This is a genomic window from Streptomyces sp. NPDC058052 (genome assembly GCF_042885515.1).
Classification (GTDB): Bacteria; Actinomycetota; Actinomycetes; order Streptomycetales; family Streptomycetaceae; genus Streptomyces.
The window spans coordinates 85,738-98,152 of record NZ_JBHVRX010000006.1 but is presented as its reverse complement, the minus strand read 5'-3'; the positions used below and the strand labels follow the sequence as shown (position 1 = coordinate 98,152).

Sequence of the window (12,415 nt, the reverse complement as noted above, 5' to 3'; positions counted from 1 at the left end):
CGACAGCACTGCCGTTCAGGGCACTTCACGGAACACCCGCGGGGGTCAGTCGGTGGGGTGCCGGGTGGGGGTCGCCCGGTAGGCGGTGGGGTGGTGGCCTGTGTGGCGGAGGAAGAGGGTGGTGAGGGTTCCCGGGTCGCGGTAGCCGACGTCGGCGGCGATGGTGGCCACGGGGCGGTCGGTGGTCCGGAGGAGGTGGCGGGCCCGGCGTACGCGTGCGGTGTGCAGGTAGGTGAGGGGGGTGCGGCCGGTCTCGGCGCCGAAGCGGCGCAGGAGGGTGCGGGTGCTGACGCCGAACTCGGCCGCCAGGGCCGGGAGGTCGTAGCGGGTGGCGAGGTTCTGGTCGAGCCAGCGCATCACCCCCGACGAGAAGTCGCGGCCCGGCGTCGGGAGGAGGTCCGTGTCGACGTACGGGGTCTGCCGGGAGCGCGTGTCGTCGAGGAGGGCGACGCGTGCGGTGCCGTCGGCGACGCGGGGGCCGTCGTGGTCGCGGACGAAGCGGAGGGCGAAGTCGTACATGGCGCTGAAGGCGGCGGTGGTCGTCACGCCGCGGTCGGTCACCACCAGGAGTTCCTGGCGCATCCGGACGTCGGGGTAGCGGCGGGCGAGGCGGTCGGCGTACAGCCAGCTCGTCGTCGCGTCGCGGCCGTGGAGCAGGCCGGCCTCGGCGAGGAGGAAGGCGCCGACGCAGATCGACACGACGGCGGTGCCCGCTGCCGCGTGTGCCTGGATCGCGGCGATCTCCGGCCCGAGCCGCGCGAGTGTCGCGTCGAGGTCGAGGGCGGGCGGGAGTTCGAAGCCGGGCACGACGAGGACGTCGGCGGGGCGGACCGCCGCGACGTCGAGGCGGGAGCCTCCGGAGGCGACGACGCGCCGGCGCGGCGAGACCACGGAGGTCTCGTACGCGGGCTCCGGCCGTCCGTGCGCCGCGGCGACGTGGCCGGCCATCGTCAGGAGGTCGGGGACGCCGAAGACCTCCGACGCGAAGCAGCCGGGGTAGGCCAGGACGCTCACTCTCAGCGGGCTCATGCGGGGCCTCCGGCGGACGGGTCGGCGGGGGACGCGGCGGTGCCGCCGCGTGGCGGGATGCCCGGGAAGCGTGGCGGCATCGCCCGTTCCTCTCCGGCGCCCGGTCCCCTCATCCTGCCTGACATGGCAAGCACACATAGGCAGGACGACGACCCTCTGGACGACTTCGAGCGCAGGGACGTCGAGGTGGACGGGGTGGGCAAGCGCGTGTATGTGTCGGGGGCGGGGCCCGCGGTCGTGATCATGCCGGAGATGCCGGGCATCAGCCCGGACGTCGCACGGTTCGCGCGGTGGGTCAGGGAGGCGGGATTCTCGGTGTACCTGCCGTCGCTGTTCGGAGTCGACGGGGCCTATCCCCGGGCCGAGGCCGCCGGCACCGTGATGCGGCGGGCCTGCGTCAGTGCCGAGTTCCGGGCGTTCGCCGGGGGCGGGACGAGTCCGGTGGTGGCGTGGCTGCGGGGTCTGGCGCGGGCGGCGCACGCCGAGCGGGGCGGGCCGGGGGTGGGAGCGGTCGGGCTGTGCTTCACCGGGAACTTCGCGCTGTCCATGACGCTCGAACCCGCGGTCGTCGCACCGGTGGTCAACCATCCCTCGCTGCCGCTCGACGATCCCGCCGGGCTCGAACTGGGCGAGGAGGACGCGGCGGCGGTGGCCGAGCGGGTGCGGCGGGACGGACTGAGGGTGCTCGCGTACCGCTTCGAGAACGACCGCTGGTGCACGGGCCGGAGGTTCGCCGCGTACCGGGCGCTCCTCGGGGACGCGTTCGACGGGCGGACGCTTCCCGCCGAGGCGGCGAACACCGATCCCCCGCCCTTCTTCCGCGACGTCGTCGGCTGTCCGCACAGCGTCGTCACGGCCCATCTGGTGGACACCGCCGGTCACCCCACGGTGCGGGCCCGCGACGAGATCATCGGTTTCCTGACGGAGCGGCTGGGTGCCCTCGGGCCCGTGCCGGCGGACGGCTGACAGGACCGTGCCGGGGTTGCCCCCGGTACTTTTCATTGCAACGCGCCGTTGCGTTCGAACCTCACTCATTGCATCAATTTCTCTTCACTATCTGCACGTTCACGTTTATGCGGTTGACGAGTTTCTGAACGCAACGTAGCTTTCAGAAAGCTTCGAACACGTCATATCGCGAGACGAGGACTGGTCATGAGCGAATCCCTCCACACCGTCCCGGCGCTTCCGACGGAGCGCCGGACGGGCTGTCCGTTCGATCCGCCGGCCGAGCTGACCGACGCCCGCCGGCACGGGCCCATCAGCCGCCTCACGCACCCCGGCGGCATGCAGGGCTGGCTCGTCACCGGGTACGACCTGGTGCGGTCGGTCCTGGCCGACCCGCGGTTCAGCGCCCGCAAGGACCTGCTGAACGTGGTCGACTTCGAGCTTCCGCCGGCGCCGCCGGGCGAGTTCCTGCTGATGGACGACCCGGAGCACGCGCGCTACCGGAAGCCGCTCGTCGGCAGGTTCACCGTGCGGCGGATGCGGCTGCTCACCGAGCGGATCGAGCAGGTCACCGCCGAGTGCCTGGACGCGATGGAGAAGGCCGGTCCGTCGGCGGACCTGGTGACGGCGTTCGCCAAGCCCATCCCCACCATCGTGATCTGCGAGATCCTGGGGGTCCCGTACGAGGACCGCGCCTCCTTCCAGCAGCAGATCGACACGTTCATGGGCGGGGAGGTCTCCGACGAGGAGCTCATCGCGGCCTACACCGCGACCCAGGAGTACCTGGCGCGGCTGGTGGCCGCCAAGCGCGCGAACCCCACCGACGACGTGCTCAGCGAACTGACCGAGAGCGACCTGTCCGACGAGGAGCTGAAGGGGATCAGCCTGATCCTGCTGGCCGCCGGGTTCGACACCACCGCGAACATGCTGGCCCTCGGGACGTTCGCGCTGCTCCGTCACCCGGAGCAGCTGGCGGCCCTGCGGGCCGACGCCTCGCTCACCGACGGGGCGGTGGAGGAGCTGCTGCGGTACCTGAGCGTCGCCAAGACGTTCATGCGGACGGCGCTGGAGGACGTCGAGGTCGGCGGGCGGACCATCGAGGCGGGGACGACCGTCGTCCTCTCCTACAACACCGCGAACCGCGACCCCGAGCGGTTCACCGACCCGGACGTGCTGGACATCCGCCGCCCGTTCGACGGGCACCTGGCGTTCAGCCACGGCATCCACCAGTGCCTCGGGCAGCAGCTGGCCCGGATCGAGATGCGGGTCGCGTTCCGCGCGCTGATCGACCGCTTCCCGACGCTGCGGCTGGCCGTGCCGGCCGAGGACGTGCCGCTGCGCCCGGAGACGGCGGACATCTACGGGGTGAAGAGCCTCCCGGTCACCTGGGACGCCAGGTGACGGCCGCCGCGACGCGGCTGAGCGTCGACCGGGAGCGCTGCATCGGTGCGGGGATGTGCGCGATGACCGCGCCCGACGTCTTCGACCAGGATCCCGACGACGGACTCGTCGTCCTCCTGGAGGCGGAACCGCCGGCCGGCGGCCGCGCGGCGGCGCGCATGGCGGCCGGCGTCTGCCCGTCGGGCGCGATCACCGTCCGGGACACCCTGCCGGGCGACTAGGCCGCCCTTCCGGACCGTGCCGGGCTCGCGCCCCGGTCCGGAGGGGACGGCACGGGCCGGACCGGGGTCCGGCGGTTCGCGGGGGCGACGGAGCCGCACCACCCGCCGGCGGTGGCCGGCGGTTCGTGGGCGGCTCCGTCGCCGCGCCCGTCGCGGCCCGGGTCAGGCCAGGACCCGGAGGGCGGCGGGCTGGACCCGGAGGGTCACCGGGAGGGTGGCGTCGACCTCGCCGTCCGCGCCGTACGGCAGGGGACGGTCGGCCTCGACGCGTATCTCCTTGCCGCGCAGGATCTCGACCTGCGGGCGGTCCAGGTGGGCGCCCGTCTTCAGCTCGTTCATCATGGCGAAGAAGAGCCGCTTCGGGGCCTCCCGGATCACCACGATGTCCAGCATCCCGTCGTCGACCCGGGCGCCGGGCGCGACCTTCCTGCCGAAGCCGTAGAAGCCCGAGTTCGCCGCGACGACCGTGTAGCCGGTGCGTTCGTGGCGCACGCCGTCGACCGTGATCCGGTAGGCGGCGGGCTTCCAGGCGAGGACGGCCCGCAGGCCGCCCGCGTAGTACGACGCCGCGCCCCGGAGGATCCGGGAGGCGTTGGCGTGGCGGTTGGCCACCGCGTCCACGCCCGCGTACACACTGCCCAGGACGCAGGTCCTGGCGTGGGTCGCGGACTCGACCTCGATGGTGTCGACGGCGCGCGGCTCGCCGTGGAGCAGGACGGCGGCGAGCCCCGCCGCGTCGGTGGGCAGGCCCAGGGCCCGGGCGAAGTCGTTGCCCCGGCCCGCGGGCACGAGGCCGAGCACGGTGTCGGTGCCGCTGAGCGCGCCGCCGACACCGCCCGCCATGCCGTCGCCGCCGACGGCGAGGACGACGTGGCCCTGCGCTCCGGCGTGCAGGGCGAGTTCGCGGGCGTGCTCCAGGCTCCGGCTGTAGACGGTGTCGAGCCGGGCGCCCGCCTCCCGCAGCAGCCGGGCCAGCGGGAGCAGGCCGGCCGTACCGCTGGAACCCCCTGCGGTGGGGTTGACGACGGCGGTGAACTGTCGCATGGATGAGACCTCCGGGCGGCAGGAGAGGGGGTCAGCGGACGGGGACGAGAACTCCGGGGTTGAGCACGCCGGACGGGTCGATCTCGTCCTTGACGGCCTGGAGCATGCGGATGCCGAGGGGGCCGACCTCCTGGACGTACCAGTCGCGGTGGTCGGTGCCGACGCCGTGGTGGTGACTGATGGTGCCGCCCGCCGCCAGGATGGCGTCGTTGGCCGCCCGCTTCACCGGCTGCCAGTGGGCGACGGGGTCCTCGCCCTGTGCCGAGACGACGGTGAAGTAGAGCGAGGCGCCGTTCTCGTACGTGTGCGAGATGTGGCACATGACGAGCGGCGGGGTGCCGGCCTCGGTGAGCGTGGTCGTCAGCGCGTCGCGGACGGCGGTGTAGAGGCCGGGGATCGCGGACCAGAAGGCGGCCGTCTCCAGCGTCTCGGCGAAGGCGCCGGCGTCGAGGAGGGAGTCGCGGAGGTAGGGGGCGTTGTACCGGCCGTGCTCCCAGCGGTCGCCGGGCTCCTCGCCGAGGTACTCGCCGTCGCAGGCGAGCAGGACCTCACGGGCGGCGGCGCGGCGGACCGCGGTCTCCTCCTCGGTGCCCTCGTAGCCGACGATCGCCATGCAGCCCGGGTTCTGCGGGACTTCGCTGCTGCCGATGGCGTCCGGCTGCGCGAGGCCGATGAAGGTCTCCGACTCGTCGGAGAGCCGCAGCACGGTGGGGCGGGGGCCGTCCTGGGCGAGGCGGCGCAGCGCGGTCGTACCGGCCTCGAAGGAGGCGAAGCGCCATCCTTCGTAGATCCGCCGGGCGGGGAGCGGGCGGATGCGGACGGTCACCGAGGTGATGACGCCGAGCGCGCCCTCGGAGCCGAGGATCAGCTGGCGGAGGTCGGGGCCGGCGGCCGAGCGCGGGGCACGGCCGGTCTCCAGGGTGCCCTCGGGGGTGGCGACGGTGAGGCCGACGACCATCTCGTCGAAGCGGCCGTATCCGGCGGACGCCTGGCCGCTGGAGCGGGCCGCGGCGAAGCCGCCGACGGAGGCCCACTCGAAGGACTGCGGGAAGTGGCCGAGCGTCCAGCCCTGGGCGTTGAGCAGCTCCTCGCAGCGGGGGCCGCGCAGGCCGGGCTGGAGCGTGGCGGTGCGGGAGACCTCGTCGACGGCGAGGAGCTGGTCCATCCGGCGCAGGTCGAGGGCGACGAACGGGCGCTTGGTGGTGGGCGCGAGGCCGCCGACGACGGAGGTGCCGCCGCCGAAGGGCACGGCGGCGAGGCCGTGGTCGGCGCAGGCGCCCAGGACCGCGAGGACCTCGTCGTGGCCGGCCGGGAGGACGACGGCGGCAGGGACGTCGGCGACCTCGCCGGCGCGGATGCGCAGCAGGTCGGGGGTCGACTTGCCGCGGGTGTGGCGGACGCGGCTCTCGGCGTCCTCGCGCAGGGCGTCCGGGGCGGCGAGAGCGGTGCGCAGCGCGTCGCGTGCCGCGTCGGTGAGGGCCGGGGCCGGCGGTTCGATCGCGGCGAGTTCGGCGGGGCCGCCCTCGCGGGGGGTGACGCCGAGCAGGTCGCGCAGGAGGCCGGTGACCGCTTCGGGCAGGGGTGCCGCCTTGGCCGGGTCGCCCCAGCCGCTCCACAACATGTCCACTTCGAGAGCTTCCTCACGTTCTGATTCACGGACGGCTCTGCCGCTCGGCCCGCACTGGCATTACACTGTGACAGATGACGCCCATTCGTCACAACCATGCAGACGCAGATCCCGTGCTGGACGCCGCACGCGACTGCGTGCTCGCCGTCGGCGTACGGCGAACCACCCTCACCGACGTCGCCCGGCGCGCGGGCGTGTCCCGGATGACGCTCTACCGGCGCTGGCCCGACGTGCGCAGCCTGGTCGGCGACCTGATGACCCGTGAGTGGATCGGCGTCGCCGCCGGGGCCATGCCCCCGTCCGACGACGACCGGCCGGAGCGGGAACGCATCGTCGAGGGGCTCGTCGCGGGCACCGCCGCCTTCCGGGCCCACCCGCTCTTCCACAAGATCCTCGACGTGGACCCGGAGCTGCTGCTGCCGTACGTCCTCGACCGGCGGGGAGCGAGCCAGGACGCCCTCCTCGGCCTGCTCCACTCCGCGCTGGAGGACGGCCACGAGGACGGGTCCGTCCGCCGCGTCCGGGCGGACCTCCAGGCCCGCTCCCTGCTGCTCGTCGTCCAGTCCTTCACGCTCTCGCTGCGCACCATGACCGACGAGAACGATCCCGAACTGAGCGAAGCCGCCTTCCTCGACGAGCTGCGCACCCTCCTGGAGAGGACCCTCACCCCGTGAACCCCACGAGCGGCACCGCCCTGCCCGGCTCCTCCCTCGACGCCGAGCGCCGCCGGCGCGACCTGGAACGACTCGCCGGCGGCGCCGACGGGACCGTGGACGTGCTCGTCGTCGGCCTCGGCGCCACCGGCGCCGGAGCCGCGCTCGACGCGGCCACCCGCGGACTCTCCGTCGTCGCGATCGACGCCCACGACCTCGCGTTCGGCACCTCCCGCTGGAGCTCCAAGCTGATCCACGGCGGCCTGCGCTACCTCGCCTCCGGACAGCTCGACGTCGCTCACGAGAGCGCCGTCGAACGCGGCGTCCTCATGGAGCGCACCGCCCCCCACCTGGTCCGTGCCCAGCCCTTCGTGCTGCCGCTCACCCCGCTGGTCAGCCGCGGCCAGGCGGCACTTGCCCAGGCCGGATTCGTCGCGGGCGACCTGCTGCGGGTCGGTGCCCGGACCTCGCGCGGCACGCTGCCCCGGCCGCGCTCCCTGTCCGCCGTCGAAACCCGCCACCTCGCCCCCGCGCTGCGGCCCACCGGGCTGCGCGGCGGGCTGCTCTCCTGGGACGGCCGGCTCTCCGACGACGCCCGGCTCGTGACCGCGATCGCCCGCACCGCGGCGGCCCACGGCGCGCGGATCCTCACCCGCGCCCGCGCCCTCGAACTCCACGGCGACGGCGCGCTGGTCCGCGACGAGACCACCGGCGAGACGCTCCGCGTCCGGGCGCGCACCGTGATCAACGCCACCGGGGTGTGGGCGGGCGGGCTCGTCGACGACGTCCGCCTGCGGCCCTCGCGCGGCACCCACCTCGTCCTGCGCGCCGAGGACCTGGGCCGGCTCTCCGCCGGCCTGCACATCCCGATCCCCGGCGAGACGAACCGCTTCGTCCTGGTCCTGCCCCAGGGCGACGGACGCGTCTACGTGGGCCTCACCGACGAACCCGTCGACGGCGACGTGCCCGACGTGCCGGAGGTCCCCGAGACCGACATCGGGTTCCTCCTCGACGTGCTCGGCTCCGCGCTGGACGTCTCCGTCCGGCGGAGCGACGTCGTCGGCGCCTTCGCGGGCCTGCGGCCGCTGCTGGAGACCCGGGACGCGGCGGGCCGCACCGCCGACATCTCGCGCCGGCACGCGGTGCTGACCTCTCCCGAGGGCGTCGTGACCGTCGTCGGCGGCAAGCTCACCACCTACCGGCGGATGGCCCAGGACGCGGTCGACGCGGCGGTGGCCGCCCGCGCCCTCGACGCCGGCCCGTGCCGCACCACGTCCGTCCCGCTCGTCGGCGCCGCCTCGCCGCGGGTCCTCGCCGGGCTCGACGTCCCGTCCCGGCTGGTCCACCGGTACGGCACCGAGGCCCCGGCCGTCCACGCCCTCGGGCTCCGGGACCCGGCGCTCGCCGAGCCCGTCGTCGCCGGCCACCCCGTCACCGGCGCCGAACTGGTCTGGGCCGTGCGCCACGAGGGCGCCCTCGACGTCTCCGACGTCCTCGACCGCCGCACCCGGATCGGCCTCGTCCCCGAGGACCGCGCCACGGCCGAGGAGGCGGCCCGCGCGGCGCTCGCCGGCGTCCACCAGACGCACTGACGGACGCGGCCCGTCCCCGGTGCCGGGGACGGGCCGCGGGCCCGGGTGGCAGGCGGCGTCCCCCGTTGGGACCATGGGCGTCGGAGGACAGCCATGACTCCTGATCCGCACGACTCCCCGCCGGACCCGGCCCGCGAGGAGGCGAAGGCGGGGAGCGAGGACGCCGGACCGGCCCCGGAGACCGGCCGGCGGCGTCGTTCGCTCCGCCTGACCCTCCCGGGCTGCTGGGGCGCCCTGCTGCTCGCGTGTCTCTCCTTCACCCCGTCGCTGCTCCCCCGCGGAGGCGTGCTCCAGGGGGTCGTCTGCGGCATCAGCGCGGCGATCGGTTACGGGCTCGGCGTCGTCGCGGCCTACGTGTGGCGGGCCTTCGCCGACCGGGACCCGCGCGAACCGTCCACCCGCTCGTGGCAGGCCCTGGGGATCGCCGCGCTCGTGCTGTTCGGCCTCGCGTTCGGCCTCGGCCAGTACTGGCAGCACAGGATCCGCGTGCTCATGGACGTGAAGGACTACGACGTCCTCACCACCATCGCCTGCCCGTTCGTCGCCGCCGCCCTCTTCCTGCTGCTCCTGACGGCGGGCCGCGGGCTCCGGCGTCTGTACCGGTGGCTCGCCCGGCTCCTCCGGCGCTGGATCGGCCCCCGGGCGGCCCGGGCCGTCGGCTGGATCGTCGTGACCGGCCTGGCCTGGTCCCTCGTGAGCGGGGTGCTGCTGTCCGGATTCGTGAACGCGGCCAACGAGGCGTTCTCCCTGCGGGACACCGAGACGCCCGAAGGCGTGCGGCAGCCCGTCTCCGCGCTGCGCTCGGGCGGACCGGGTTCGCTGGTGCCCTGGGACACGCTGGGCCGGCAGGGCCGGGTCTTCACCGGCAGCGGCCCCACGGCCCAGGACATCGGCGCGTTCACCCACCGCCCGGCGCTGGAACCCGTCCGCGCCTACGCCGGGCTCGCCACCTCCGACGACGCCGAGACCCGGGCGGACCGGGCCGTCGCGGACCTCGTACGCGCCGGCGGCTTCGAGCGCGCGAACCTGCTCGTGATGACCACCACGGGCAGCGGCTGGGTCAACGCCGCCGCCGTGGACTCCTTCGAGTACCTCGGGGACGGCGACGCGGCCACCGTGGCGATGCAGTACTCGTACCTGCCGTCCTGGCTGTCCTACCTCGTGGACCAGTCCAAGGCGCGCGAGGCCGGCCGCGAGCTCTTCGACGCGGTCTACGACGTCTGGTCGAAGCTGCCCCAGGACGAGCGTCCGCGGCTCTTCGTCGCGGGCGAGAGCCTCGGGTCCTTCGGCGGGGAGACCGCGTTCAGCGGCGAGTACGACCTCCGCAACCGCACGGCCGGCGCCGTGTTCGCCGGTCCGCCGAACTTCAACACCCTCTTCCGCGAGTTCAGCGACCACAGGGACGCCGGGAGCCCCGAGATCGAGCCCGTCTACAAGGAGGGGCGCACCGTCCGGTTCACCGACGACCCGACCACCGGCATCACGCCTCCGGACGAGCCGTGGGACGGCACCCGGGTGCTGTACCTCATGCACCCGTCGGACCCGATCGTCTGGTGGAGTCCGCAGCTGGCGCTCTCGGAGCCCGACTGGATCGGCGAGGCGCCCGGCGGCGACGTGCTGGAGGAGATGGTCTGGATCCCGTTCGTGACCTTCTGGCAGGTCACGGCCGACCTGCCGTTCTCCACCGGCGTGCCGGACGGCCACGGGCACACCTACAAGGCCGCGTACGTGGACGCCTGGAACGCCGTCATGCGGCCGGCGGACGTCACCCCGCAGGACCTGGAGCGCCTGCGCGAGGTCGTCCAGCCGCCGGAGGACTGACCCGTCCGTCGCACGCGGCGCACCTGGGGCCGGCCCCTCGGTCAGCGCAGGACGAAGCCGACGACGTAGCCGAACGCGTTCAGCGCCCAGTGGAGTCCCATGGGCGCCAGCAGACTGCCGCTGCGGCGCCGCAACTCGCAGAAGACGACGCCGCCCGCGGCGGTGAAGAGCACGGCGGCGGCGATCGCGAGGACGGCGCCGGGCCCGGAGTCCCCGAAGACGTCCGACAGCGCCGGTTTCGCGGCGGACAGGTGCAGCGACGGCAGGACGTGCCACAGGCCGAACAACAGGCTCGACACCGTGGTCGCCCAGACCGTCCCCCGGGCCCGCCGCACGAGCCCGTAGAGCACTCCGCGGAAGGCGACCTCCTCGACCAGGACGGTGCCGACCGGCACCACCACGAGGACCCGCACCGCCAGCTCGGACCCGGTCATCCCGTCGTACCGCTGGTCCTCGAAGAGGGGCCGGGTGGCCGGCACCAGCGCGGCGACGGCGTAGACGACCGCCACCACCGCCATCAGGGCCAGCGCCCACCGGGCCCCGCGCGCCCGTGTCCCGGGCGCCAGGCCGGCGTCCGCGAGGGTGCCGCCCGCCAGGCGCAGGATCCCCAGCAGCAGGGCGGTCACCGTGAGGGCCGTCAGCAGCCGGAGCGGACCCGCCCAGTGGTTCAGGAGCAGATTGGCCGCGACGAGCACGGCGACGGCGAGGGCCACGGCCCACCAGGTGGGGACCGGCCCGCGCCACCGGCTCCGCGGCGGGGTGCGCGCGGAGCCGAGGTCATGGGGCGGGCGCGGTTCGGCGTCGCCCGGTTCGCGGGAGGACACAGGGCTGTTCCGTCCTTCGGCAGCGCCGGCGGGTCGTCTCGCCCCTCCCTGCCGTCCACGCTACCCGGCGCCCTCCCGCCGCGCCCGGCAGCGCCGGCGGTGCCGGTGCCGGGCGGACGGCGGGGAGGCCGGGGCGGGCCGCGTCAGGCGACGCGGTGGAGCCAGCCCCGGGGGTCGGGGCCGGTGCCGTGGTGCAGGTCCACCAGGGCGTCGCGGAGGGCGAGGGTGACGGGGCCGGGCTCGCCGTCGCCGATCGTCCAGTCGCCGTCGCGGTCCTTGACGTGCCCGACGGGAGTGACGACGGCGGCGGTGCCGGAGGCGAACACCTCGGTGATGCGTCCCTGCGCGCACTCGCGGCGCCACTGCTCCAGCGAGATCTTCTCCTCGCGGGGCACGTACCCCAGGCTCTCGGCGAGACCGAGGAGCGTGTCACGGGTGACGCCGGGCAGGAGGGATCCGCTCAGGGACGGCGTCACGATCTCGGCTCCGGGCCCGGAGCCGCGCACGAAGAACATGTTCATGCCGCCCATCTCCTCGATCCAGGTGCGCTCCAGCGGGTCCAGCCAGACGACCTGCTGGCAGCCGGCCTCCTGCGCCTGGAGCTGGGCGACGAACGAACCGGAGTAGTTCCCGGCGCACTTGACGTTGCCGGTGCCGCCGGGGATGGCGCGGCTGTGCTCGTGGCTGATCCACACCGACACCGTCTCCAGCGCCTTGCCGAAGAAGCCGCCGGCGACGAACGCCATCATCAGGTACTCGTAGGTGTGGGACGGGCGGAGCATCAGGTTGGCGTCGGCGCCGAACATCATCGGCCGCAGGTAGATGCTGTGGCTGGGGTCGTCGGAGAGCAGGCCCTGGTCGGCGCGGAGCACCTGGTCGATCGAGTCGACGAAGATCTCCTCGGGCAGCTCCGGCATGGCCAGCCGGCGGGCGGAGCTCTGGAAGCGACGGGCGTGGTCCCAGGGGCGGAAGACGGCCACGCCGCCGTCGGCCTGGCGGTGGGCCTTCAGCCCCTCGAAGATGACCTGGGCGTAGTGCAGGCCGATCGTCCCCGGGTGCAGGGTGAGGGACCGGAGCGGGCCCAGCTCGGGCTTGTGCCAGCCGTCGGTGGGGTTCCACGACAGCGTGAACATGTGGTCGGTGAACGCGTCGCCGTGGCCGGGGGAACGGACGGGCTGGGGCGCGGCGGCGGTGGCGGAGTCGTGGCCGAAGGTGAGGGTCATGGCGGGTCCTTGGAGGTCGATGGGTGGAGGGGCGG

Annotated in this window: 11 protein-coding genes; 6 read left to right on the top strand and 5 right to left on the bottom strand. The window is 74.3% G+C overall.

What is annotated here, in order from left to right:
* Nucleotides 1–45 precede the first annotated feature (45 nt).
* Nucleotides 46–1,029 (bottom strand): GlxA family transcriptional regulator, encoded by a 984-nt coding sequence (locus tag ACFVU3_RS10970; protein WP_390065553.1) that lies wholly within the window; start codon nucleotides 1,027–1,029, stop codon nucleotides 46–48.
* Between the two features lie 123 nt (nucleotides 1,030–1,152).
* Here ACFVU3_RS10970 and ACFVU3_RS10965 point away from each other — a divergent pair, with 123 nt between their 5' ends.
* The 3 genes from ACFVU3_RS10965 to ACFVU3_RS10955 all read left to right on the top strand — a co-directional run bounded on the left by ACFVU3_RS10965 (nucleotide 1,153) and on the right by ACFVU3_RS10955 (nucleotide 3,596).
* Nucleotides 1,153–1,995 (top strand): dienelactone hydrolase family protein, encoded by an 843-nt coding sequence (locus tag ACFVU3_RS10965; RefSeq protein ID WP_390065552.1) that lies wholly within the window; start codon nucleotides 1,153–1,155, stop codon nucleotides 1,993–1,995.
* Nucleotides 1,996–2,181: 186 nt separating this feature from the next.
* On the top strand, nucleotides 2,182–3,375 hold the full coding sequence (locus ACFVU3_RS10960; RefSeq protein ID WP_390065551.1) for a cytochrome P450: 1,194 nt from the start codon (nucleotides 2,182–2,184) through the stop codon (nucleotides 3,373–3,375).
* Entirely contained in the window at nucleotides 3,372–3,596 is a 225-nt protein-coding gene (locus tag ACFVU3_RS10955) for a ferredoxin (RefSeq protein ID WP_390065550.1), read from the top strand. The genes ACFVU3_RS10960 and ACFVU3_RS10955 overlap by 4 nt, the downstream gene beginning before the upstream one ends.
* Nucleotides 3,597–3,758: 162 nt before the next feature.
* Here the strand turns inward: ACFVU3_RS10955 and ACFVU3_RS10950 are convergent, their stop codons facing one another.
* Entirely contained in the window at nucleotides 3,759–4,640 is an 882-nt protein-coding gene (locus ACFVU3_RS10950; protein ID WP_390065549.1) for a YegS/Rv2252/BmrU family lipid kinase, read from the bottom strand.
* Between the two features lie 31 nt (nucleotides 4,641–4,671).
* On the bottom strand, nucleotides 4,672–6,267 hold the full coding sequence (locus ACFVU3_RS10945) for an FAD-binding oxidoreductase (protein WP_390065548.1): 1,596 nt from the start codon (nucleotides 6,265–6,267) through the stop codon (nucleotides 4,672–4,674).
* Nucleotides 6,268–6,341: 74 nt separating this feature from the next.
* On the opposite strand from ACFVU3_RS10945, the gene ACFVU3_RS10940 reads away from it, so the two are divergent.
* The 3 genes from ACFVU3_RS10940 to ACFVU3_RS10930 all read left to right on the top strand — a co-directional run bounded on the left by ACFVU3_RS10940 (nucleotide 6,342) and on the right by ACFVU3_RS10930 (nucleotide 10,333).
* Nucleotides 6,342–6,941 (top strand): TetR/AcrR family transcriptional regulator, encoded by a 600-nt coding sequence (locus tag ACFVU3_RS10940; RefSeq protein ID WP_390065547.1) that lies wholly within the window; start codon nucleotides 6,342–6,344, stop codon nucleotides 6,939–6,941.
* Nucleotides 6,938–8,512: a glycerol-3-phosphate dehydrogenase/oxidase gene (locus ACFVU3_RS10935; RefSeq protein WP_390065546.1), complete on the top strand. Its 1,575-nt coding sequence runs from the start codon at nucleotides 6,938–6,940 to the stop codon at nucleotides 8,510–8,512. The genes ACFVU3_RS10940 and ACFVU3_RS10935 overlap by 4 nt, the downstream gene beginning before the upstream one ends.
* 93 nt (nucleotides 8,513–8,605) lie before the next feature.
* Complete coding sequence (locus ACFVU3_RS10930; protein WP_390065545.1) at nucleotides 8,606–10,333, top strand: alpha/beta hydrolase; 1,728 nt, start codon at nucleotides 8,606–8,608, stop codon at nucleotides 10,331–10,333.
* A 41-nt stretch (nucleotides 10,334–10,374) separates the two neighbouring features.
* On the opposite strand, the gene ACFVU3_RS10925 is transcribed toward ACFVU3_RS10930, so the two are convergent.
* Both ACFVU3_RS10925 and ACFVU3_RS10920 read right to left on the bottom strand, forming a co-directional pair.
* Complete coding sequence (locus ACFVU3_RS10925; RefSeq protein ID WP_390065544.1) at nucleotides 10,375–11,157, bottom strand: CPBP family intramembrane glutamic endopeptidase; 783 nt, start codon at nucleotides 11,155–11,157, stop codon at nucleotides 10,375–10,377.
* A 143-nt stretch (nucleotides 11,158–11,300) separates the two neighbouring features.
* The gene (locus tag ACFVU3_RS10920) at nucleotides 11,301–12,380 is read right to left on the bottom strand and encodes a branched-chain amino acid aminotransferase (protein WP_390065543.1); all 1,080 of its coding nucleotides are present in this window, start codon (nucleotides 12,378–12,380) and stop codon (nucleotides 11,301–11,303) included.
* Nucleotides 12,381–12,415 lie beyond the last annotated feature (35 nt).